The organism is Streptomyces resistomycificus, from assembly GCF_001514265.1.
GTDB lineage: Bacteria > Actinomycetota > Actinomycetes > Streptomycetales > Streptomycetaceae > Streptomyces > Streptomyces resistomycificus.
The window spans coordinates 26634-49347 of the sequence record NZ_KQ948997.1 but is presented as its reverse complement, the minus strand read 5'-3'; the positions used below and the strand labels follow the sequence as shown (position 1 = coordinate 49347).

At 71.3% G+C, this 22714-nt stretch carries 23 protein-coding genes; 9 read left to right on the top strand and 14 right to left on the bottom strand.

All coding sequences use genetic code 11. The annotated features are described in order from the left end of the window. Position 1 precedes the first annotated feature (1 nt). From AQJ84_RS27820 to AQJ84_RS27810, 3 genes are all read left to right on the top strand, one after another. Complete coding sequence (locus AQJ84_RS27820) at positions 2-796, top strand: thiazole synthase (RefSeq protein ID WP_030039358.1); 795 nt, start codon at positions 2-4, stop codon at positions 794-796. Between the two features lie 135 nt (positions 797-931). After that, positions 932-2869, top strand: a complete 1938-nt coding sequence (gene pknB / locus AQJ84_RS27815) for a Stk1 family PASTA domain-containing Ser/Thr kinase (RefSeq protein WP_030039357.1) — start codon at positions 932-934, stop codon at positions 2867-2869. A 34-nt stretch (positions 2870-2903) separates the two neighbouring features. Next, positions 2904-3794: a deoxyribonuclease IV gene (locus AQJ84_RS27810; protein WP_051869710.1), complete on the top strand. Its 891-nt coding sequence runs from the start codon at positions 2904-2906 to the stop codon at positions 3792-3794. A gap of 34 nt (positions 3795-3828) precedes the next feature. On the opposite strand, the gene AQJ84_RS27805 is transcribed toward AQJ84_RS27810, so the two are convergent. Beyond that, positions 3829-4461 (bottom strand): sulfite oxidase-like oxidoreductase, encoded by a 633-nt coding sequence (locus AQJ84_RS27805; protein WP_030039355.1) that lies wholly within the window; start codon positions 4459-4461, stop codon positions 3829-3831. Between the two features lie 175 nt (positions 4462-4636). Between AQJ84_RS27805 and bfr the strand changes: the two genes are divergently transcribed. Next, complete coding sequence (gene bfr, locus AQJ84_RS27800) at positions 4637-5116, top strand: bacterioferritin (RefSeq protein WP_030039354.1); 480 nt, start codon at positions 4637-4639, stop codon at positions 5114-5116. Here the strand turns inward: bfr and AQJ84_RS27795 are convergent. Together AQJ84_RS27795 and AQJ84_RS27790 are read right to left on the bottom strand one after the other, a co-directional pair. Then, positions 5113-5355, bottom strand: coding sequence for a (2Fe-2S)-binding protein (locus tag AQJ84_RS27795; RefSeq protein WP_037802542.1), 243 nt, complete (start codon positions 5353-5355; stop codon positions 5113-5115). The two genes, bfr and AQJ84_RS27795, sit on opposite strands and share 4 nt — an antisense overlap. Positions 5356-5508: 153 nt before the next feature. Beyond that, positions 5509-6861, bottom strand: coding sequence for a class II 3-deoxy-7-phosphoheptulonate synthase (locus tag AQJ84_RS27790; protein WP_030039352.1), 1353 nt, complete (start codon positions 6859-6861; stop codon positions 5509-5511). A gap of 96 nt (positions 6862-6957) precedes the next feature. On the opposite strand from AQJ84_RS27790, the gene AQJ84_RS45170 reads away from it, so the two are divergent. Continuing rightward, positions 6958-7014, top strand: coding sequence for a trp operon leader peptide (locus tag AQJ84_RS45170; RefSeq protein WP_071528813.1), 57 nt, complete (start codon positions 6958-6960; stop codon positions 7012-7014). Positions 7015-7107: 93 nt separating this feature from the next. Next, the gene (locus AQJ84_RS27785) at positions 7108-8988 is read left to right on the top strand and encodes an anthranilate synthase family protein (RefSeq protein ID WP_030039351.1); all 1881 of its coding nucleotides are present in this window, start codon (positions 7108-7110) and stop codon (positions 8986-8988) included. On the opposite strand, the gene AQJ84_RS27780 is transcribed toward AQJ84_RS27785, so the two are convergent. The 5 genes from AQJ84_RS27780 to AQJ84_RS27760 form a co-directional block, all read right to left on the bottom strand. Further along, a complete protein-coding gene (locus tag AQJ84_RS27780; RefSeq protein ID WP_030039350.1) occupies positions 8940-9935 on the bottom strand; it encodes a 2-hydroxyacid dehydrogenase in 996 nt (331 codons plus the stop codon). The genes AQJ84_RS27785 and AQJ84_RS27780 overlap by 49 nt on opposite strands. Before the next feature lie 120 nt (positions 9936-10055). Next, positions 10056-11084: a 6-phosphofructokinase gene (locus tag AQJ84_RS27775; protein WP_030039349.1), complete on the bottom strand. Its 1029-nt coding sequence runs from the start codon at positions 11082-11084 to the stop codon at positions 10056-10058. 108 nt (positions 11085-11192) lie between these two features. Further along, positions 11193-11882 carry a response regulator gene (locus AQJ84_RS27770; RefSeq protein ID WP_030039348.1) on the bottom strand — a complete coding sequence of 230 codons (690 nt, stop codon included), beginning with the start codon at positions 11880-11882 and terminating at the stop codon, positions 11193-11195. Beyond that, positions 11879-13105, bottom strand: coding sequence for a MacS family sensor histidine kinase (macS, locus tag AQJ84_RS27765; RefSeq protein WP_030039347.1), 1227 nt, complete (start codon positions 13103-13105; stop codon positions 11879-11881). The genes AQJ84_RS27770 and macS overlap by 4 nt, the downstream gene beginning before the upstream one ends. A 34-nt stretch (positions 13106-13139) precedes the next feature. Continuing rightward, complete coding sequence (locus AQJ84_RS27760) at positions 13140-13961, bottom strand: lysophospholipid acyltransferase family protein (RefSeq protein WP_037802614.1); 822 nt, start codon at positions 13959-13961, stop codon at positions 13140-13142. 160 nt (positions 13962-14121) lie between these two features. On the opposite strand from AQJ84_RS27760, the gene AQJ84_RS27755 reads away from it, so the two are divergent. Both AQJ84_RS27755 and AQJ84_RS27750 read left to right on the top strand, forming a co-directional pair. Further along, positions 14122-14901, top strand: coding sequence for an alpha/beta hydrolase (locus AQJ84_RS27755; RefSeq protein WP_030039345.1), 780 nt, complete (start codon positions 14122-14124; stop codon positions 14899-14901). Continuing rightward, positions 14894-15505 (top strand): hypothetical protein, encoded by a 612-nt coding sequence (locus AQJ84_RS27750; protein ID WP_030039344.1) that lies wholly within the window; start codon positions 14894-14896, stop codon positions 15503-15505. The genes AQJ84_RS27755 and AQJ84_RS27750 overlap by 8 nt, the downstream gene beginning before the upstream one ends. A gap of 88 nt (positions 15506-15593) precedes the next feature. Here AQJ84_RS27750 and AQJ84_RS27745 read toward each other — a convergent pair whose 3' ends face one another. The 6 genes from AQJ84_RS27745 to AQJ84_RS27720 form a co-directional block, all read right to left on the bottom strand. Further along, entirely contained in the window at positions 15594-16340 is a 747-nt protein-coding gene (locus AQJ84_RS27745) for an endonuclease/exonuclease/phosphatase family protein (protein ID WP_030039343.1), read from the bottom strand. Between the two features lie 114 nt (positions 16341-16454). Beyond that, a complete protein-coding gene (locus tag AQJ84_RS27740; protein WP_030039342.1) occupies positions 16455-17408 on the bottom strand; it encodes an ROK family glucokinase in 954 nt (317 codons plus the stop codon). A 55-nt stretch (positions 17409-17463) separates the two neighbouring features. Beyond that, complete coding sequence (locus AQJ84_RS27735) at positions 17464-17961, bottom strand: DUF5304 domain-containing protein (RefSeq protein ID WP_030039341.1); 498 nt, start codon at positions 17959-17961, stop codon at positions 17464-17466. A 57-nt stretch (positions 17962-18018) separates the two neighbouring features. Continuing rightward, complete coding sequence (locus tag AQJ84_RS27730; RefSeq protein ID WP_030039340.1) at positions 18019-19188, bottom strand: ArsA family ATPase; 1170 nt, start codon at positions 19186-19188, stop codon at positions 18019-18021. A gap of 42 nt (positions 19189-19230) precedes the next feature. Continuing rightward, positions 19231-19674, bottom strand: coding sequence for an SRPBCC family protein (locus AQJ84_RS27725; RefSeq protein ID WP_030039339.1), 444 nt, complete (start codon positions 19672-19674; stop codon positions 19231-19233). Between the two features lie 123 nt (positions 19675-19797). After that, the gene (locus tag AQJ84_RS27720; protein WP_079022722.1) at positions 19798-20595 is read right to left on the bottom strand and encodes a metallophosphoesterase family protein; all 798 of its coding nucleotides are present in this window, start codon (positions 20593-20595) and stop codon (positions 19798-19800) included. Between the two features lie 316 nt (positions 20596-20911). On the opposite strand from AQJ84_RS27720, the gene AQJ84_RS27715 reads away from it, so the two are divergent. Further along, a complete protein-coding gene (locus AQJ84_RS27715; protein WP_030039338.1) occupies positions 20912-22708 on the top strand; it encodes an AMP-dependent synthetase/ligase in 1797 nt (598 codons plus the stop codon). Positions 22709-22714 lie beyond the last annotated feature (6 nt).

The window sequence follows — 22714 nt, the reverse complement described above, 5'->3', positions numbered from 1 at the left end:
CGTGGCCGACGATCCCTTTGTCATCGGTGGTACGTCCCTCACGTCCCGCCTGATCATGGGCACCGGCGGGGCGCCCAGCCTGGACGTGCTGGAACGGGCGCTGGTCGCCTCCGGCACGGAGCTGACGACGGTCGCGATGCGCCGCGTCGATCCGACCGTGCACGGCTCGGTGCTGTCGGTGCTGGAGAAGCTCGGCATCCGGGTGCTGCCCAACACCGCGGGCTGTTTCACGGCCGGCGAGGCCGTCCTCACCGCCCGTCTCGCGCGCGAGGCGCTCGGCGGCGACCTGATCAAGCTGGAGGTCATCGCCGACGAACGGACGCTGCTGCCGGACCCGATCGAACTGCTGGACGCGGCGGAGACGCTGGTGGACGACGGGTTCACGGTGCTGCCGTACACGAACGACGATCCGGTGCTGGCACGGAAGCTGGAGGACGTGGGCTGCGCCGCGATCATGCCCCTCGGATCGCCCATCGGGTCGGGGCTCGGCATTCGCAACCCGCACAACTTCCAGCTGATCGTCGAGCACGCGGGCGTGCCGGTGATCCTGGACGCGGGGGCCGGTACGGCGTCGGACGCCGCGCTGGCCATGGAGCTGGGGTGCGCGGGTGTGATGCTCGCCTCGGCGGTCACGCGGGCGCAGGAGCCGGTGCTGATGGCTTCCGCGATGCGCGGCGCGGTCGAGGCGGGGAGGCTGGCCCGGCTGGCGGGGCGGATTCCGCGGCGGCACTTCGCCGAGGCGTCGTCGCCGGTGGAGGGCCTGGCGGTGCTGGATCCGGAGCGCCCCGCGTTCTGAGCGGGCGAGCGGCGTCGTGCTTCCGCTTCGGCGGCTGCGACCTTCTTGTGGGTTGCGTCACAGGTCCGCTGCAGTCAAGCCTCGATCCCGGCCGAACCCGCGGACGTGTCAGCTGTGCCTCGTACACTCGCCTGCGTGGATACGACCCTTCAGGACCCGCTGGTCGGGCACGTGCTCGACGGGCGCTACCGCGTGGACGCGCGGATCGCGGTCGGCGGGATGGCCACGGTCTACCGGGCCGTGGACACCCGTCTGGACCGCGTGCTCGCGCTCAAGGTGATGCACCCGTCGCTGGCGGCCGACGGGAGCTTCGTCGAGCGGTTCATCCGGGAGGCCAAGTCGGTCGCCCGACTGGCCCATCCGAACGTGGTGCAGGTCTTCGACCAGGGCACCGACGGGTCGTACGTCTATCTGGCCATGGAGTACGTCGCCGGCTGCACCCTGCGCGACGTGCTGCGCGAGCGTGGTGCCCTGCAACCGCGCGCCGCCCTGGACATCCTGGAGCCGGTGCTCGCCGCGCTGGGCGCCGCGCACCGCGCCGGATTCGTCCACCGGGACATGAAGCCTGAAAACGTGCTGATAGGGGACGACGGCCGGGTCAAGGTCGCCGACTTCGGGCTCGTTCGCTCCGTGGACACCGTCACCAGCACCACCGGGGCCGTGCTCGGCACCGTCTCCTACCTCGCGCCCGAGCAGATAGAGCAGCCGGGCGCCGCCGATCCGCGGGTCGACGTGTACGCGTGCGGTGTCGTCCTCTACGAGATGCTCACGGGTGAGAAGCCCCACGACGCCGAATCGGCCGCCGTGGTGCTCTACAAGCACTTGCACGAGGACGTCCCGCCGCCCTCGGCCGTCGTGCCGGGTCTGCCGTTCGAACTCGACGAGCTGGTCGCTTCGGCGACCGCCCGCACCCCCGCCGTCCGCCCGCACGACGCGGTCGCGCTGCTCGCCCAGGCGCGCGAGGCGCGTTTCGCGCTCAGCGAGGACCAGCTGGACGCGGTGCCGCCCCAGGCGCTCGCGGCGGCGCACGACAACGCGGACGACCTGACGAGTGTGATCCCGCGCTCGCTGACCGTGCCGCGCCCGCTGCCGGTGAACGAGGACGACACCGGCGCCGAGGCGGAGTTCCACCGCACGAGCCGGCTGGAGAGCCCGCCGCCGCTCCCCCCGCGCCGCCGCGGCCACTCCCGGCGCCGGGTGGTCACGATCGTCGCGGCCGTGCTGCTGGCCCTCGGCCTCGGCGCGGGCGTCTGGTACATCAACTCCGGCCAGTTCACCCGGGTCCCGCCGCTGCTGGCGAAGACCGAGGCGCAGGCCCGGGACCGGCTGGAGCAGTCCGGTCTCGAGGTCTCCCAGGTCAAGCACGCCTACAGCGACTCCGTGAAGCGCGGCACCGTCATCAGCTCCGACCCGGCCTCGGGCGCCCGGATCCGGGACAACGACTCGGTGGCGCTCACCATCTCCGACGGCCCGCGGACCGTGCGGGTGCCCGATGTGGAGGGCTACCGGCTGGACAAGGCCAGGGACCTGCTGAAGGACAGCGGACTGGATCCGGGCATGGTCACCCGGGCGTTCAGTGACGAAGTCCCGAGGGGCTCCGTGATCTCCACGGACCCGGAGAAGGGCACCGAGCGGCGCGCGGGCTCGGCGATCGCCCTCACCGTCAGCAAGGGCCGCCCGATCGACGTCCCGGACGTCACCGGCGAGTCCCTCCAGGACGCGAGGGCGGACCTGGAGGAGGCGGGCCTGAAGGTGAAGGTCGCCACCGAGGAGGTCAACTCCGCCGAGTACGACAAGGGCCAGGTCGCCCGGCAGACGCCGGCGGACGGCAGCACCGCCGCCGAGGGCGACACGGTGACGCTGACCCTGTCCAAGGGCCCGGAGATGATCGAGGTCCCGGACGTGGTCGGGGACAGCGTCGACGAGGCCAGGCAGCAGCTGGAGGCGGCCGGCTTCTCGGTCGACGAGGACCGCGGGCTGCTCGGCCTCTTCGGTGACACCGTCAAGGGCCAGTCGGTGGCGGGCGGGGAGAGCGCCCCCAAGGGTTCGACGATCACGATCAAGATCCGCTGACCGGCCGGGCCGGGCCACATGACACCCTGCACGGGTGAAGAGTCAACAGCCCGGCACCACCTCCGGCACGGTGCGCAACCCCGTCGGCGGCCACGTCCCCGTGGCCGGCGGTCTCCACTCCGTGGGCCTGTCGTACGCCCACGACCTGAAGGCCGAGACCGTGCAGGTCTTCGTCGCCAACCCGCGCGGCTGGGCCACGCCCGTCGGCAACCCGCGGCAGGACGAGGAGTTCCGCGCGGTGTGCGCGGAGGAGTCGATCCCGGCGTACGTGCACGCCCCCTACCTGATCAACTTCGGCTCGCACACCGAGGCGACCGTGGAGAGGTCGGTGGACTCGCTGCGGCACTCGCTGCGGCGGGGCCGGGAGATCGGGGCGCTGGGCGTGGTCGTGCACACCGGCAGCGCGACGGGCGGCCGGGACCGGTCGGTGGCGCTGAAGCAGGTGCGGGAGTACCTGCTTCCGCTGCTCGACGAGCTGACCTGCGACGACGATCCGTTCCTACTGCTGGAGTCGACCGCCGGGCAGGGCTCCTCCCTCTGCTCGCGGACCTGGGACTTCGGGCCGTACTTCGAGGCTCTGGACGCCCATCCGAAGCTGGGCGTGTGCCTGGACACCTGTCACATCTTCGCCGCCGGGCACGACCTGACCGGGCCGGCCGGAATGCACCAGACCCTCGACCTGCTGGTGGACACGGTCGGCGAGGGCAGGCTGAAGCTGATCCACGCCAACGACTCCAAGGACGTCGTCGGCGCGCACAAGGACCGGCACGAGAACATCGGCGCCGGCCATATCGGCGAGGACCCGTTCCGCGCGTTGATGACCCACCCCGCGACCGAGGGCGTACCACTGATCATCGAGACGCCCGGCGGCAAGGAGGGACACGCGGCGGACGTGGAGCGGCTGAAGAAGCTCCGGGACGGGTGACGCCAAAAACCGTCGTAGGCGCCCGGCCCCGGCCTCAGAGCTCGGGGCCCTCCCCCGGCTGCTCCTGGTAGGAGTAGCGCTGCTCGCGCCAGGGGTCGCCGATGTTGTGGTAGCCGCGCTCCTCCCAGAAACCGCGGCGGTCGGCGGTCATGTACTCCACGCCGCGGACCCACTTGGGGCCCTTCCAGGCGTACAGGTGGGGGACGACCAGGCGCAGCGGGAAGCCGTGCTCCGCCGTCAGGAGTTCGCCGTCCTTGTGGGTGGCGAAGATCGCGCGCTCGGACGCGAAGTCGGCGAGACGCAGGTTCGAGCTGAAGCCGTACTCCGCCCACACCATCACATGGGTGACGGCCGGCGCGGGCGGGGCGATGTCCAGGATCGTGCGCGCGGGGATGCCGCCCCACTCGGCGCCGAGCATGCTGAACTTGGTGACGCAGTGCAGATCGCCCATGACGGCGGTGTACGGCAGGGCCGTGAACTCCTCGTGGGTCCAGCAGTGCTTCTCGCCGTCGGCGGTGGCGCCGAAAACCCGGAACTCCCAGCGCTCGGGCCGGAACTTGGGCACCGGTCCGTAGTGGGTGACCGGCCATCCGCGTTGTACGCGCTGCCCCGGCGGAAGCTCGGAGTGTGCCGCTTCTCCTGACTCGCGTTCCACCGGCTGACCCATGACTCCATCCTGACAGACCCAGGGCAGTGCACATGACCAACGCCCGCCCATATCGGGCAATTAGAACTAAGCATGCCCTTACTTACTAAGTGAAGACTTACTGGACGATCTTCGTTGCCGGTGCAAGGATTCGGCGCAACCTGCCAGTTCCCCCCGGTTGGAAGGAGCCTCTGCGATGCAGGGCGACCCCGAGGTCATCGAATTCCTCAACGAGCAGCTGACCGCCGAGCTGACCGCGATCAACCAGTACTTCCTGCACGCGAAGATGCAGGAGAACTTCGGCTGGACCAAGCTCGCGAAGTACACGCGGCACGAGTCCTTCGACGAGATGAAGCACGCGGAGGTGCTCACCGACCGGATCCTCTTCCTGGACGGGCTGCCGAACTACCAGCGTCTCTTCCACGTGCGCGTGGGGCAGACGGTCAGGGAGATGTTCGAGGCCGACCGGCAGGTCGAGGTCGAGGCGATCGACCGCCTCCGGCGCGGCATCGAGGTGATGCGGAACAAGGGCGACGTCACGTCCGCGAACATCTTCGAGTCGATCCTCGCGGACGAGGAGCACCACATCGACTACCTGGACACCCAGCTGGAACTGCTGGACAAGCTCGGTGAGTCGCTCTACATCGCCCAGCTGATCGAACAGCCGGAGAGCTAGGCCGCGTCCTTGAGGTCCGCGAGCACGGATCCCGCCTGCTCCGTCTGACCCACGAGCTCCCGACCCGGGTGCGCACCCCGGCCGAGAAGGGCCTGTATGCGCCGCACGCACGACCCGCAGTCCGTGCCCGCCTTGCAGGCCGAGGCGATCTGGCGGGGGGTGCAGGCACCCTTCTCCGCGTGCTGCTTGACCTGCGCCTCGGTCACACCGAAGCAGTTGCAGACGTACACGCGGCTCACCTCCCGGCGGGATTCGTAGTCGTGCCATCCCCGACTCTTGATCGGTGAGGCTAACCTAACCTTACCCGTCGGGCAGGAGCCGCAAAAGTGGAGTGGGGCGCGGATCGTATGTGATCCGCGCCCCATCCTTTGTGCCTGTAACAGGCGATCCGGCTACTGGTCCCTGTACATCTCCGCGACCAGGAACGCCAGGTCAAGGGACTGGCTGCGGTTCAGGCGCGGGTCGCAGGCCGTCTCGTAGCGCTGGTGCAGGTCGTCGACGAAGATCTCGTCGCCGCCGCCCACGCACTCGGTGACGTCGTCACCGGTGAGCTCGACGTGGATGCCGCCCGGGTGGGTGCCGAGTGCCTTGTGGACCTCGAAGAAGCCCTTGACCTCGTCGAGCACGTCGTCGAAGCGGCGGGTCTTGTGGCCCGAGGCCGCCTCGTAGGTGTTGCCGTGCATCGGGTCGGTGATCCAGGCCACGGTCGCACCGGAGGCGGTGACCTTCTCGACCAGCTCGGGCAGCTTGTCGCGGACCTTGTCGGCGCCCATCCGGACGATGAAGGTCAGCCGGCCCGGCTCGCGGTCGGGGTCGAGGCGCTCGATGTACTGCAGCGCCTCCTCGGCCGTGGTCGTCGGGCCGAGCTTGATCCCGACCGGGTTGCGGATCTGCGAGGCGAACTCGATGTGCGCGTGGTCCAGCTGCCGGGTGCGCTCGCCGATCCACACCATGTGCGCCGAGACGTCGTACAGCTGCCCGGTGCGGGAGTCGACCCTGGTCAGGGCGGACTCGTAGTCGAGCAGCAGCGCCTCGTGCGACGAGAAGAACTCGACGGTCTTGAACTCCTCCGGGTCCACCCCGCAGGCGTGCATGAAGTTCAGCGCGTTGTCGATCTCACGGGCGAGCTGCTCGTAGCGCTGACCGGACGGGGACGACTTCACGAAGTCCTGGTTCCAGGCGTGCACCTGGCGCAGGTCGGCGTAACCGCCGGTGGTGAAGGCGCGCACCAGGTTGAGCGTGGAGGCGGAGGCGTTGTACATCCGCTTCAGGCGCTCGGGGTCCGGGATGCGGGCGGCCTCGTTGAAGTCGAACCCGTTGACCGAGTCGCCCCGGTAGGTCGGCAGCGTCACGCCGTCGCGGGTCTCGGTGCCCTTGGAGCGCGGCTTGGAGTACTGGCCGGCGATACGGCCGACCTTCACCACGGGCACGGACGCGGCGTACGTCAGCACGGCGCCCATCTGGAGCAGGGTCTTGAGCTTGTTGCGGATGTGGTCGGCGGACACCGCGTCGAAGGCCTCGGCGCAGTCGCCGCCCTGGAGGAGGAACGCCTCTCCCTTGGCGACGGCCGCCATCCGGGCGCGCAGCTGGTCGCACTCGCCCGCGAAGACGAGCGGCGGATACGACTCGAGGTCCGCGATCACTGCGCGCAGAGCCTCGGTGTCGGGGTACTCGGGCTGCTGCGCCGCGGGCAGGTCTCGCCAGGTGTTGCCAGCGCTCGCGCTGGTCTTAGCGTTCACGGTCACGCCCTCCACATTACGGGGTCGTGTCGAGACGTTTTCTCCCGGCTCGACAGGTGAGACACACCCTCGCTCAGGTGCGCGTGGGGTAGGGTGCGTCGCATGTTCGCGCACTCGACCCAGAACTGGTGGTGGACCGCTCATCCGGCGGCCCACTGACTGCGCGTACGCAAGACTTCGCGAAGGCCGCCCGAGGGGCGGCCTTCGGCGTTTCCGGGGCCCGTTCCTCCCAGCGAGAAGGAAAACGGACCCATGCAGCTGCTCGACCTGCTCGACGATCCCCGCCCGTTCGCCCTGCTGCGCCGGCGTACACCGGGCCACGACGAGAACACCGTGGAGATCTTCCTCGGCCCCGTCACCACCTGCGACCGCCTCGCCGAGCTCCCCGACGAGGGCCTCGCCCTCATCCCGTTCCGGCAGATCCGCGAGCGCGGCTTCGACGTCCGGGACGACGGGACACCGCTTTCGGTGCTGACGCCCGAGGAGACCCACACGCTGGCCCTGGACGAGGCGCTCGCTCAGCTTCCCGCCCATGACGTGCGGGTGGAGGGCGGCGGATTCGACGTCGGCGACGAGGAGTACGCCGAGATCGTCGGACGGGTGCTGCGCGAGGAGATCGGCGCCGGCGAGGGCGCGAACTTCGTGATCCGGCGGACGTACGAGGGCGGGATCCCCGGGTTCTCCCGCGCAGACGCCCTCGCTCTGTTCCGGCGGCTCCTGGAGGGCGAGCGGGGTGCGTACTGGACCTTCGTGGTGCACACCGGGGACCGGACCCTGGTCGGGGCCAGTCCCGAGGTGCACGTGCGGATGTCGGGCGGGACGGTCGTGATGAACCCGATCAGCGGGACGTACCGCTATCCGGCCGAAGGACCCACCCCCGAGCACCTGCTCGACTTCCTCGCGGACGGAAAGGAGATCGAGGAGCTGTCGATGGTCGTCGACGAGGAGCTCAAGATGATGTGCACGGTCGGCGACATGGGCGGGGTCGTGGTCGGGCCCCGGCTGAAGGAGATGGCGCACCTCGCGCACACCGAGTACGAGCTGCGCGGGAAGTCCTCGCTGGACGTGCGGGAGGTGCTGAAGGAGACCATGTTCGCGGCGACCGTCACCGGCTCGCCGGTGCAGAACGCCTGCCGGGTCATCGAGCGGCACGAGTCCGGTGGGCGGGGCTACTACGCGGGTGCGCTGGCGTTGCTGGGGACGGACTCGGGCGGCGCCCAGACCCTCGACTCCCCCATCCTCATCCGTACCGCCGACATCGACGCGGCGGGGCGGCTGCGGGTGCCGGTGGGGGCCACGCTGGTGCGCGGCTCGGACCCGGCGGGCGAGGTGGCGGAGACCCACGCGAAGGCGGCGGGCGTGCTGGCGGCGCTCGGTGTACGGCCGGGCAGGCCGCGGGCGCAGAACACGCGCCCCCGGCTGGCCGACGACCCCCGGGTGCGGGCCGCCCTGGACGGACGCCGCGGCTCGCTGGCGCCGTTCTGGCTGCGGATGCAGGAGCGGGCCGAGGACCTGGGCGGGCATGCCCTCGTCGTCGACGGGGAGGACACCTTCACGGCGATGCTCGCGCACGTGCTGCGCTCGTCGGGCCTGACCGTCACCGTCCGGCGCTACGACGAGCCCGGTCTCACCGAGGCGGTCCGCTCGCACGAGGGGCCGGTCATCCTCGGCCCCGGGCCGGGCGACCCCGCCGACACCGCCGATCCCAAGATGCGGTTCCTGCGGGCACTGACCGCGGAGGTGATCCGCGAGAACCGGCACGGCGTGCTCGGCGTCTGCCTCGGGCACGAGCTGATCGCGGCCGAGCTGGGTCTTGAGATCGTCCGCAAGGAAGTGCCCTACCAGGGGGCGCAGACGGAGATCGACCTGTTCGGGCGGCGGGAGACCGTCGGCTTCTACAACAGCTTCGTGGCGCGCTGCGACGAGCACACCCTCGCCGAACTGGCCGCGCACGACGTGGAGGTGAGCCGCGGCGACACCGGTGAGGTGCACGCCCTGCGCGGCCCCGGGTTCGCGGGCGTGCAGTTCCACCCGGAGTCGGTGCTCACCCTGAACGGGGCGGCGGTCGTGCGGGAGCTGGTGGGTCAGCTGCGCGGGACCAGCACGTTCTCGGAGCGGCGGCCGGCCCGGTAGTCGAGGACGTTGCGGAGCGTGGCGTCGACGATCTGGTCGACGGCGTCCTCGGTGTAGTACGCCTGGTGGGAGGTGACCAGGACGTTCGGGAACGTGACGAGGCGGGCCAGGGTGTCGTCGTCGACGGCCTCCAGGGACCGGTCGAGGAAGAACAGGCCCGCCTCGGCCTCGTAGACGTCGAGGCCGACGCCGGTGAAACGGCCCGCGCGCAGCTCGCTGACGAGGGCCGCGGTGTCGATCAGGCCGCCGCGGCTGGAGTTCACCAGGATCGCGTCGTCCTTCATCGACTTCAGGGCCGCCGCGTCGATGAGGTGTCGGGTCTCGGGCAGCAACGGGACGTGCAGCGTGACCAGGTCGGACTCGGTGAGGAGTTGCTCCTTGGGCACGTACTCCATGCCGAGCCGGAGGCAGGCGGGGTTCTCGGCGACGTCCCAGCCGAGCAGCCGCATGCCGAAGCCGTGGGCGATCCGGGCGAACGCCTCGCCGATCTTGCCGGTGCCGAGGACGCCCACGGTGCGGCCGTGCAGGTCGCGGCCCATCAGGCCGTCGAGGCGGAAGTCGAAGTCGCGGGTGCGGGTGGAGGCGCGGACGATACGGCGGTTGACGGCCAGGGCGAGGGTCCAGGCGAACTCGGCGACCGAGTAGGGCGAGTAGTACGAGACCCGGGCGACCGTCAGGCCGAGGCGTTCGGCGACCTGGAGGTCGATGTTGTTGAAGCCGGTGGAGCGCTGGGCGATCATCCGGGTGCCGCCGGCCGCGAGGATCTCCAGGACCCGCGGGCCGAGGTCGGCGTTGACGCTGGTGGAGATCACCTCGTGGCCGGCGGCGATGGGGGCGGTGTCCTCGTTGACGAAGACGTCCAGGCAGCGGACGGCGTGGTGGCCGGCGAAGGCCCGCTCGATCAGGGGCTTCTCGTCGGCCTGGACGCCGAAGGCGAGGATCTCCAAGACTGCTCCCGTTTCGTAGGGTTACGGCCGAATATACGGCCCTCGACCACCTGCCGCGGGCCGGACGGGACCCGCCCCGGGGCCCCGTCCCGCCGGGCCCGGCCGCCCGAGGCGGAAGGGTCAGCCGAAGAACACCCCCACCTCCTCGTACAGCTTCGGGTCCACCGTCTTCAGCCGGGCCGTGGCCTCGGCGATCGGCACGCGGACGATGTCCGTGCCGCGCAGGGCGACCATCTTGCCGAAGTCGCCGTCGCGGACGGCCTCGACGGCGTGCAGGCCGAACCGGGTGGCGAGCCAGCGGTCGAAGGCGCTGGGGGTGCCGCCGCGCTGGATGTGCCCGAGGACCGTGGTGCGGGCCTCCTTGCCGGTGCGCCGCTCGATCTCCTTGGCCAGCCACTCCCCCACCCCGGACAGCCGTACGTGCCCGAAGGAGTCCAGCGAACCGTCCTTGAGGACCAGGTCGCCGTCCTTGGGCATCGCGCCCTCGGCGACGACCACGATCGGGGCGTACGAGGCCTTGAAACGGGAGGTCACCCAGGCGCACACCTGCTCGACGTCGAAGCGCTGCTCCGGGATGAGGATGACGTTGGCGCCGCCGGCCAGGCCCGAGTGGAGGGCGATCCAGCCCGCGTGGCGGCCCATCACCTCGCAGACCAGGACGCGCATGTGGGACTCGGCGGTGGTGTGCAGCCGGTCGATGGCCTCCGTGGCGATACCGACCGCGGTGTCGAAGCCGAAGGTGTAGTCGGTGGCGGACAGGTCGTTGTCGATCGTCTTCGGCACGCCGACGCACGGCACCCCGTACTCGTCGGACAGCCGGGCGGCGACGCCGAGGGTGTCCTCGCCGCCGATCACGATGAGCGCCCCGACCTCCCGCGCGGCGAGGTTCTCCCTGATCCGGCGGATGCCGTCCTCCCGCTTCAGCGGATTGGTGCGCGAGGAGCCGAGGATGGTGCCGCCCCGGGGCAGGATGCCGCGCACCGCGGGGATGTCGAGGCGCACGGTGTCGCTGTCGAGGGTTCCTCGCCAGCCGTCCCGGAAGCCGACGAAGTCGTAGCCGTACTCCTGCACGCCCTTGCGGACGATGCCGCGGATGACGGCGTTGAGTCCGGGGCAGTCGCCGCCTCCGGTCAGTACTCCGACGCGCATGGAAGTGTCCCTTCGCCGCGGTTGCCTGAGGGGATCACGCTAGTAGTGATCCAGGTCACACAGGGATGGGCGGGAGTGACAATTCCGTTGGAACGTAAGGAAGTTGATCTACTCGTCGTCGAGTCCGCGTTCTATCGCGTACCTCACCAGTTCGACCCTGTTGTGCAGTTGGAGCTTGCCGAGGGTGTTCTGGACGTGGTTTTGGACCGTGCGGTGGGAGATGACCAGCCGCTCGGCGATCTGCTTGTAGCTCAGGCCCTTGGCCACCAGGCGCAGCACCTCGGTCTCACGGTCGGTGAGCTGTGGCGCCCCCGGCCGGCCGGTGTCCGCGGCCGGCTCGGGCTCGGCGGCCAGGCGGCGGTACTCACCGAGGACCAGCCCGGCCAGCCCGGGGGTGAAGACCGGGTCGCCGACAGCCGTACGGCGGACCGCGTCCAGCAGTTCCTCCGTGGAGGCCGACTTGAGCAGATAGCCGGTCGCGCCGGACTTCACCGCCTCCAGGACGTCGGCGTGCTCACCGCTCGCGGACAGCACCAGGACCCGCAACGCCGGGTTGGCGCCGACCAGTTCCTTGCACACCTGGACGCCGGGCTTGGCGGGCAGGTTCAGGTCGAGCACCAGCACGTCGGGGGCGACGGCCCTGGCGCGGCGTACCGCCTGCTCGCCGTCACCCGCGGTGGCGACCACCTCGAAGCCCGACTCGCCGAGGTCCCGGGCCACGGCGTCGCGCCACATGGGGTGGTCGTCGACCACCATCACCCTGATCGGCTCCTGCCGCTCCCGGCCGCTGTCCGTCATCGCTGTTCCGCCTTCCCCCGTGAAGACTTCGTCTCCTTCGGTACCTTCAGTTCCACCTCGGTGCCCTGGCCGGGCACCGAGATCAGTTCGGCGCTGCCGCCGAGGTCACGCAGCCGGCCCCGGATCGACAGGGCCACCCCCATCCGGCCCTCGCCCTCGGCCTGCGCGAGCCGACCCTCGGGGATGCCCGGGCCCTCGTCCCGTACGGTCACGATCACCTCGCCGGGTTCGTCCTCGACGAGGATCCAGGCACGCGCGTGCTCGCCCGCGTGCTCGCGCACGTTGTCCAGGGCGGCGCCGACGGCCGCGGCCAACTCCCGTGCCGAGGCCCCGGGCAGCGGCACCGGGGCGCCGGGCTCGGCGAGGTTGACCTTCGCGGAGGCGTACGGGGCGAGCAGTGCCCGCAGGTCGACGGGGCCGGTGGAGTCGTCCGGTTCCTCCACCGCCCGTACGACGGCGCCCTGGGCCGCGTCCTCCGACGCGCGGGAGACCGGCACCAGCCCGCCGGAGACCAGGGTGCGCAGCGCGACCTCCTGCTCGCCCGCCATCCGGCCCAGCTCGGCCGCCTCGCCGCCGATGACCGCGCCCCGCCGCTGCACCATGGCCAGCACCTGGAGCACGCCGTCGTGGATGTCCCGGGCCAGCCGCTCCCGCTCCCTGGTCGCGGCCTCGATCTCCAGGGCGCGGGCGAGGGTGCGCTCGGAGGCACGGGCGACCTCGACCACGTAGCCGATGGCGATGGAGGCGACCCAGACCAGGATGACGTTGTGGACGGTGTCGCGGGCCGGGGCGCCACGCTCGACGAGGTTGGCGACGGCGACCGCGCTGGAGGCGAGGGCCGCCCAGCGCCAGCCGCCCTTGACGGCGAAGGCCAGCACGGCGCCGGCGGTCCATATCGACGGCAGCGTCGGGCCGCCCGACTGGACCCGCTCGTGCGCGTCCGCGACGGGGGTGAGCAGGATGCCGACGACCGCGATGGTCAGGTCGACGGCGAGGAACCGCTTGGTGCAGGCCGCCGCGCTGGCGACCCTGGGGAGGGTGGCGAGGGTCCATCCGGCCAGGACGACGTAGTAGCCGACGGCGATCCAGGGGCGGGTGAACTCCTCGTACGCGGTGGCGAAGAGACCGATCGCGTACAGCATCGTCAGGACGCGGTATGCGGTGAGCGCACGCCACAGCGGCTGCTCCACCGACATCCGCATCACTCGCTCGCGTCTGGCCATCTCCCCCACCCCGGCCGGCCCCCCGGACCGCCGCCTAGGACTCGGAACTGTCCGCGTCCGTGTCCGCCTGCGCGGCACTGTGCCGCGCGGCCTTCTCCTGCGCGGCCTTCTCCTTGGCCGCCTGTTCCTTCGCCGCCTGCGCGAGCGCGGCCTTCGCCGCCTTCTCCGCTTCCTTCTCGGCCTTCGCCGCGTCCGCGATCTGCCGCTTGGCCGCGGTCGCGTACATGTCGACGTACTCCTGGCCGGAGAGCTTCATGATCTCGTACATGACCTCGTCGGTCAGGGCGCGCAGCACGAAACGGTCGTGCTCCATGCCCTGGTAGCGGCTGAAGTCCAGCGGCTCGCCGATGCGGATGCCCGGCCGCATCAGCTTGGGCATCACCTGCCCGGGCGGCTGGATCTTCTCCGTGTCGATCATGGCGACCGGGATGACCGGCGCGCCGGAGGCGAGCGCCACGCGCGCGAGGCCGCCGGGCTTGCCCCGGTAGAGACGGCCGTCGGGCGAGCGGGTGCCCTCCGGGTAGATCCCGAACAGCTCACCGCGCTCCAGTACCTCGATGCCGCTCCTGACGGCCGCCTCGCCCGCGCCGCGCGCGCCGGAGCGGTCCACCGGGAGCTGGCCGACGCCCTTGAAGAAGGCGGCCGTGAGGCGGCCCTTCACTCCGGGCGTGGTGAAGTACTCGGCCTTCGCGATGAAGGTGACCTTGCGGTCGAGGACCGCGGGCAGGAAGAACGAGTCGGAGAACGAGAGGTGGTTGCTGGCCAGGATGGCGGGACCCTCGGCGGGAATGTTCTCCAGGCCTTCCACCCATGGCCTGAAGGCGACCTTCAGCGGTCCTCCGATGGCTACCTTCATCGTGCCGTACAACAACCGAGTGCCTCCTGTGTCTGTCGGTGAGACCTTAACCCGGGGCGCCCGCAAAGAGCCCTACGGCCCTGGTCGGTGTCAGTGCGGTCGCGTACGGTGAAGCACACCCGGAGTCGTTCACGCCCTTCTCATGAACAGGAGACCGAAGGTGCCGGTCCTCCCTGGAGCCGAGCCGTTCCGCCATGAGGGCGGGGAGACGGGGATCCTCCTCTGTCACGGCTTCACCGGTTCACCCCAGTCGCTGCGCCCCTGGGCGGAGTATCTGGCCGAGCGCGATCTGACCGTCTCGCTCCCGCTGCTGCCCGGCCACGGCACCCGCTGGGAGGACATGCAGCTCACCGGCTGGCAGGACTGGTACGCCGAGGTGGACCGCGAACTGCGGGCCCTGCGCGAGCGCTGTGCGCGGGTGTTCGTGGCGGGCCTGTCGATGGGCGGCACGCTCGCGCTCAGGCTGGCCGCCCGGCACGGGGACGCGGTCAGCGGTGTCGTGGTCGTCAATCCGGCGAACCGTATGCACGGCCTGGCCGCGTACGCCCTTCCGGTGGTCCATCACGTCGTCCGGTCGACGAGGGGCATCGCGAGCGACATCGCCAAGGAGGGCAGTACCGAACTGGGGTACGACCGGGTGCCGCTGCGCGCCGCGCACTCCCTGCGGACCTTCTTCCGGCTGGTCGACGGCGAGCTGCCGCAGGTCACCCAGCCGCTGCTGGTCCTGCGCAGCGCCGAGGACCACGTGGTGCCGGCGGCCGATTCCGCGCGGGTGCTGAGCCGGGTGTCGTCCACGGACGTACAGGAGATCGTGCTGGAACAGAGCTACCACGTCGCGACGTTGGACCACGAGGCGGACCGGATCTTCGCGGAGAGCCACGCGTTCATCGGCCGCCTCATCCCCAGCATCGGCAAGGAAGGGACGACCGCCCGTGGCTGAGCACGACTCCGACCGGGAGGACCGTGAGGAGCGCGAGGACCGCGAGCCCGAGGAGCAGCACGTCCCGTTCGACGAGGACGCCGCATGGGCGGCCATCGTCGCCGGGTACGGCGACGAGCCGCCGGACCCGCCGGGCTCCAAGCCCTTCAAGTCCGTGGACGACCTCGCGCTCCTGGAGTCCGAGACGAACGAGACGAACGACTCGGGCCTCAAGGACGTCAAGGGCGTCACGGAGACCAAGGAGGAGGAGAAGCCCGTCAAGCCGCTGGGCGGCTCCGTCGCCTTCGCCCCCGGGGTCGGCCCCCGTGACTACAGCGTGCCCGAGCCCGCCGAGGAGGACTTCGAGGACGACGACGAGGGTCACTTCGTCCCGCCGGAGCCGCCGCCGCTGCCCGCCGCCGACGCGACCGCGAAGTTCGCCTGGCTGGGGCTGCTCGGCGGTCCGGTCCTGCTCCTGCTGGCCGTGCTGCTCGGCTGGGACATGACCTGGTGGCTCGCCACGCTCGGCATCGGCGGCTTCCTGGGCGGCTTCGCCACGCTGGTGATGCGCATGCGCTCGGACGACGAGGAGGACGACGACCCCGGCCGGGGTGCGGTGGTCTAGGGCCGTCGTTTGGATCATGCCGACCCGAGCGGGGCGGCCGAGAGGTGCGGTGCCTCCCAGCCGACCTGATCCAAACGACAGGCAGGCCCTAGCTCGCGGGGACGCGGAGGGCGGCCAGCACCGGAAGGTGGTCCGTGGCCGCCCTCAGGTCTGTCTCCGTCACCCCCGGATGGCCCAGGGGCACCCCACAGCCGAGGACCTCGACGCCCTTGGACGCGAAGATCGCGTCGATGCGCCGGTGGGGGCCGGTGCGTGTCCAGGTGTGCTCGCCGCCCCAGGAGGCCGTGGCCCAGCAGTCCTGGAGGCCCTCGGCGAGCCGGCCGAAGGCGCGGCCGCCGGGCCGTTCGTTCAGGTCGCCGCCCGCGACCGCGTGCTGGACGCCCAGGCCGGCGAGCCGGTCGAGGAGCAGGCCGGCCTGCTCGTACCGCTCGTCCCGGCGCAGCGACAGATGGCAGCTCAGTACGCCGAGGCGGGCGCCCCCGAACCGGACCACGGCGGTGGCGAAGCCACGCCGGTGCTGGCCGGGGGTGAGCGGGAGCAGGACGTCCTCGGTGCGTTCGACAGTGGCCCGGAGCGTGCAGAGGATCGCCGGGCCCGCGGCCGTGCCGCCGCCGGAGAGGATCACCTGTCCGGACGCGGCGGCGAGCCGCGCGAGCTTCTTGCGCCAGCGGAAGAAACGGGGGGCTTCCTGCACCAGGACCAGGTCGGGGGCGCAGGCGGTGATCACCCTTGCCAGGGCTTCGGTGTCGTCACGCAGGGAGCGGACGTTGTAGCTCAGAACGCGGAGGAGGGCTGAACCATCGGGCTCGGTACGGGAGTCGGGAAGCAGCACCATGTGGATCAATGTACGCCTGACAGGTCGGGGCGCGGGGGCTGTGTGCGACCGCCGGTCGAGCGTGGCGGTCGCACACAGCCCCCGCGCCCCTCAGGCACGTAAGGGCGCCGCGAGTTACATGATCGGGTCGGGCTCGCGGGCCAGGTCGGCCGCGCCGACCAGGCCGGCCTCGTTGCCGAGCCGTGCGGCGATCACGTCGGCGACCGGGCGCCAGTTACCGCCGACCAGCCAGCGCTTGTACGACTTGCGGATCGGGTCGAGGACCAGTTCGCCCTCGTCCGAGAGGCCGCCGCCGACGATGAAGGCGGAGGGGTCGAAGAGCGAGGCCAGGTCGGCGAGGCCGGCGCCGGCCCAGCGGGCGAGCTCGCGGTAGGAGTCGACGGCGACCGGGTCGCCCTGGCGGGCGGCCATGGAGATGTGCTTGCCCTCGATGCCGTCGGGGCTGCCGTCACCGAGACCGAGCAGGATCTCGGCGTTCTCGGGGGTGGCGTTGGCGCGCTGCTTGGCGTACCTCACCAGGGCGCGCCCGGAGGCGTACTGCTCCCAGCAGCCCTGGCTGCCGCAGCCGCACAGCAGGCCGTCGGGGACCATGCGGATGTGGCCGAACTCGGCGGCCACGCCGAAGTGCCCGCGGCGCAGCTTGTTGCCGATGATGATGCCGCCGCCGAGGCCGGTGCCGAGGGTGATGCAGATGACGTTGCGGTGGCCCTTGCCTGCGCCGAACTTGTACTCGCCCCACGCTGCCGCGTTGGCGTCGTTCTCCACGACGACCGGCAGGCTCACGCGAGCCTCGACCTTCTCCTTCAACGGCTCCTGGCGCCAGTCGATGTTCGGCGCGAAGTAGACCGTCGAGCGCTGACGGTTGACGTAACCGGCCGCACCGATACCCACGCCGACGATCTCGTGCCCGGCGCGCGCGCCCTCCACGGCGGAGGCGATGGCGTCCACGATGCCCTCGGGCGTGCCCGGGGTCGGCACCTTGTGGGTCGAGAGGATGTTGCCTTCCTCGTCGACCACGCCGGCCGCGATCTTCGTGCCGCCGATGTCGACGCCGATGGTGAGTCCCATGAATCCCTCAGTTTCGGTCGAGCCCCGCTACGGCCAACCGTACCCGAGGGGGGCGTCAGTCCAAGTCGATGCGCTCGCCGGGGCCGGGCTCGTCGCCGCGGTCGTCGCGGGGGTCGCCCGGGTCGCGCGGGCCGGTCCCGCGGCTCGTCCAGCGCTGCTCCTGGGCCTGGACCGCGGAGCGGTAGGCGGCGAGCAGTTCGTTGCCCGCGGCCGCCAGGTGGTCGAAGACGTCCGGGTTGCGCTCGATGACGGGTTCGACGGCCGCCTTGGCCTGCTGCACGACCTGCTTGACCACCTGCTGGGCGGCGGGCCCCGCGACCGCGCCGAACAGCGGGGACTGGAGGCCGGACAGCTTGTCGGCGACGCTGTCGACGAGTTTGCGCAGCTCCTCGGCTGCGGCACCCGGCTGCGGGCCGTGCTCCGCGCGGCGGCGGGCCTTCTCCGCCGCGAGGTCCTCGGCACACGCCGTCGCCCACGCGTCGGGGTCGCTCGCCCGCACCTCGTCGACAGCCTCACGCTCGCCGGAGTCGGGCGGGGGGAGCTCTTCGCTCATGACGGACTCCTGACTACGGTTCGTCCCTACGACGTTACCCGAACGGGCGTATGCGGTTCACCGTGTCCCCGGCCAGAGACCCGGGTCGGGCGCGAACCGGATCCGCAGCTCGCCCTCCCGCAGCGCGGCGCCGTCGACGGTGCAGCGGCGCAGGGCCGACGGCAGCGGGACGATCCGGCGGAAGTGCCCCGCGCTGACGACGAGTTCATCGCCGCGCCGGATGAGGTCCAGGTCGTCCCGTATCGCGCCGGGCAGCGGGATGGTCCACAGGAGGACGCCGTCCTCGGCGAGGTGGTCGGTGACGGGCCACCCGACCGTGGAGGGCTCGGCTTTGACGCCGGGGACGGTCAGCCGGGACAGGTCGTCGGCGCCCCGCGGGTCGCGGCCGAGGTGGGCGACGGCCCGGACGTCGTACGACTCCTGCCACTCCGCGAGGATCTTGCGCTGCTGGGCGACGGGCCCGGCGAGCCAGCCGTCCCCCGCGGTCTCCGGCAGGACCCGGTTGGCCACCAGCGCGTCGGGGCGCAGGCCGTGCAGGGCGAGGCCGAGGGTGGCGTCGCGTACGGCGTCGGCGCCGGACGGGGAGGGCTCGGCGACCAGCCGTACGGAGGTGTCGCGGTCGGCGACGACGGCCTCGACGGCGGCCAGCTCGACGTCCCAGCGGCCGGCGGTCTCGTAGAGCCACTCCGCGGGCATCGGCACGCCGGCGAGCCGGCCCAGGACGGGGCGCAGGGCGCGGGCCGCCTGCCGTTCGGCCGGCAGCAGCCTGCGCAGGTAGCGGCGCAGTTCCTCGGGCAGGGCGAGCAGGGCGAGGGCCTGGGCGGTGGCCGGCAGGTCGACCACGAGCAGGTCGTGGGCCTCGGCGAGGGCCGCGTCCCGCAGCGCGCGCAGCAGGCTGAGCTCCTCGGCGCCGGGGAGGGGGGTGACCTCCTCGGGGTCCAGACGCGAGGCGCCGAGCAGGTCGAGGACGGAGGCCGCGCGGGTCTGGAACGCGGTGAGGTCGTCCCGGAAGCGCTGCACCGCGTCGGGGCGCCAGGCCGTGAGGTTGGGCGCCACCTGTCGCGGGACCGGGCCGGTCTCGGCCCCCAGGATCGCGCCGAGGGTGTCGGTGCGGTCGGCGCCTAGCACGAGGGTGCGGGTGCCCTCGCGGGCGGCGGCGAGCGCGGTGGCGGCGGCGACCGTCGTACGGCCGCTGCCGCCCGGGCCCGTGATCAGGATGGTGCGCATGGGGTTGAACGGTACCTCCGCGTACCGCCCGGGGCGGTACGCCTACGCGGCCCCCGACTCCACCCGCTTCTTCAGCCCGGCCAGCGCCCGGTCGATGATGACCTTCTCGGCCTTGCGCTTGATCATGCCGAGCATGGGGATCTTGACGTCGACGGTCAGCAGGTAGGTGACCTCGGTCGCCCCGGAGCCGGCCGCCTTCAGGATGTACGAGCCGTCGAGCGACCGCAGCATCTGGGACTTCACCAGGGTCCAGGAGACCTCGTTCTCGCCGGTCCAGGTGTAGCCGAGGACCTGGTCGTCCTTGATGGCGCCCGCGTCCATGACGAGGCGGACCTGTTCGGCGCGGCCCTGGGCGTCGGTCGCCAGGACCTCCGCCTCCTTCACCTCTCCGGTCCAGTCCGGATAGCGGGCGAAGTCGGCGATCACCGCCATGACGTCGGCCGGTGCCGCCTCGATCGTGATGCTCGAGCTGGTGTGTTCCGCCATCGCGGTGGCTCCTCCAGATGCGGTCCGGTGAGGCAGGGTCGTGCGCACGTGTGTGCAGCGTGAAGGCTACCGCGCAGGCGACCGCCCGACTTCACCCCGTCCACCCCGGTCACCGGGGACGGCTCACCACTCCAGGGCCCACGGCTCGCCGCTTCCCGCGAAGTGGCCCACGTTGACGCACTCGGTCGACCCGATCCGCATCCGCCGCGCCAGCGGCTGGTGGACGTGACCGAACAGCGCGTACCGGGGCCGGGTGCGGCGGATCGCGTCCAGCAGGGCCCGGCTGCCGCGCTCGAAGCGGCGCGCGACGGTGTCGTAGACCAGCTCGGGGACCTCCGGCGGGATGTGCGTGCACAGCACGTCCACCTCGCCGACCGCCTCGATCTTCGCCGCGTACTCCTCGTCGCTGATCTCGTACGGCGTGCGCATCGGCGTCCGCAGTCCGCCGCCGACGAAGCCGAAGACCCGGCCGCCGATCTCGACCCGCTCGCCGTCGAGCACGGTGGTGCCGGGTCCGGCGTACTCCGGCCACAGGGGCGGCATGTCGACATTGCCGTAGGTGGCGTACGTCGGTGTCGGGAACGCCGCGAACAGCTCGGCGTACTGCTTGCGCACCGCCCGCTCGATCACCTCGGCCCGGTTCTCGCCGATGCCCGCCCACAGCCCGGCCTGGAAGTCGCGCGCCTCCGTGAAGCGGCGGGCGGTGCGCAGCTCGACGATGCGGTGGGCGTTCTCCTCGCCGAAGAGGTCGGGGAAGATCCCGCGCGAGTGGTCGGCGTAGTCGAGGAAGAGGACGAGGTCACCCAGGCAGATCAGGGCGTCGGCGCCCTCGCCGGCTCGGGCCAGGTCACGGGCGTTGCCGTGCACGTCGCTGACCACATGAACGCGTGTCCTCCGGTTACCGGCTGGTGTGGGTGCCATGGCGATCAAGCGTAAGGGTGTGGGGCATACGTGAACAGTGGCGGCCGTACCAGCGGTTACTGGCCAGTCAGTTAGTGCGTGGACTACTGTGCGCCGAGGAAAAGCAATCTGTGTGACGCAGCGAACATCTCGCCGGGACCCCCTGTCGAAGAAGCCATACCGGCGGGTAACGTCCGGTCGGTCCAGTCGTGCTCAGGGTTTCAACCACCGGGATTCCCAGACCCGGGGTAGGCCTTCGAGCACCCGCCCGAGCCGTGGACCGCACCGTCGCATCACACAACGTCGTGGCGCCGGCGCCCTATGAGGAGCAGCAGTCTTGCGCGAGTTCAGCCTTCCGGCTTTGTACGAGGTCCCTGCGGACGGCAATCTCACCGACATCGTCCGGAGAAACGCCGCGCAGCATCCGGATGTCGCCGTGATCGCCCGCAAGGTCGACGGTGCCTGGCAGGACGTCACGGCCACCACCTTCCTCGCCGAGGTGCACGCGGCCGCCAAGGGGCTGATCGCCTCCGGTGTCCAGCCCGGTGACCGGGTCGGCCTGATGTCCCGCACCCGGTACGAGTGGACCCTCCTCGACTTCGCGATCTGGAGCGCGGGCGCGGTCACCGTGCCGGTGTACGAGACCAGCTCCCCGGAGCAGGTCCAGTGGATCCTCAGCGACTCGGGCGCCACGGCCTGCGTCGTGGAGCTGGACAGCCACTCGGCCGCCGTCGAGTCGGTGCGCGAGGGCCTGCCCGCCCTCAAGCACGTCTGGCAGATCGAGGGCGGTGGCGTGGAGGAGCTCGGGCGGCTCGGGCAGGACGTCACGGACCGGGCCGTCGAGGAGCGCGGCTCGCTGGCCAAGGCCGACGACCCGGCGACCATCGTCTACACGAGCGGCACCACGGGCCGGCCCAAGGGCTGCGTGCTCACCCACCGCAGCTTCTTCGCCGAGTGCGGGAACGTCGTCGAGCGGCTGCGCCCGCTGTTCCGCACGGGTGAGTGCAGCGTGCTGCTCTTCCTCCCGCTCGCGCACGTCTTCGGCCGGCTGGTCCAGGTCGCGCCGATGATGGCGCCGATCAAGCTGGGCACCGTCGCGGACATCAAGAACCTCACCGACGAGCTGGCCTCGTTCCGGCCCACGCTGATCCTGGGTGTGCCGCGCGTCTTCGAGAAGGTCTACAACTCGGCGCGCGCCAAGGCGCAGGCGGACGGCAAGGGCAAGATCTTCGACAAGGCCTCGGACACCGCGATCGCGTACAGCAAGGCGCTGGACACCCCGTCGGGCCCGTCCCTCGGTCTGCGGATCAAGCACAAGACCTTCGACAAACTCGTCTACAGCAAGCTGCGCGCGGTCCTCGGCGGCAGGGGCGAGTACGCCATCTCCGGCGGCGCCCCGCTGGGCGAGCGCCTCGGTCACTTCTTCCGCGGCATCGGCTTCACGGTCCTGGAGGGCTACGGCCTGACCGAGTCCTGTGCCGCCACCGCGTTCAACCCGTGGGACCGCCAGAAGATCGGCACGGTCGGTCAGCCGCTGCCCGGCTCGGTGGTGCGGATCGCGGACGACGGCGAGGTGCTGCTGCACGGCGAGCACCTGTTCAAGGAGTACTGGAACAACCCGGGCGCGACCGCCGAGGCGCTCGCCGACGGCTGGTTCCACACCGGTGACATCGGCACCCTCGACGAGGACGGCTACCTCAGGATCACCGGCCGCAAGAAGGAGATCATCGTCACCGCCGGCGGCAAGAACGTGGCCCCGGCCGTGATCGAGGACCGCATCCGGGCGCACGCGCTGGTCGCGGAGTGCATGGTGGTCGGCGACGGACGGCCGTTCGTGGGCGCGCTGGTCACCATCGACGACGAGTTCCTGGGCCGGTGGGCCGCCGAGCACGGCAAGCCGGCGGGCTCCACCGCGGCGTCGCTGCACGAGGACGCGGACCTGCTGGCCGCCGTCCAGTCGGCGATCGACGACGGCAACGCCGCGGTGTCGAAGGCGGAATCGGTGCGGAAGTTCCGCATTCTGTCCTCCCAGTTCACGGAGGAGTCGGGCCACCTCACGCCGTCCCTGAAGCTCAAGCGCAACGTGGTGGCGAAGGACTACGCTTCCGAGATCGAGGCCATCTACCAGAAGTAGCAGGGC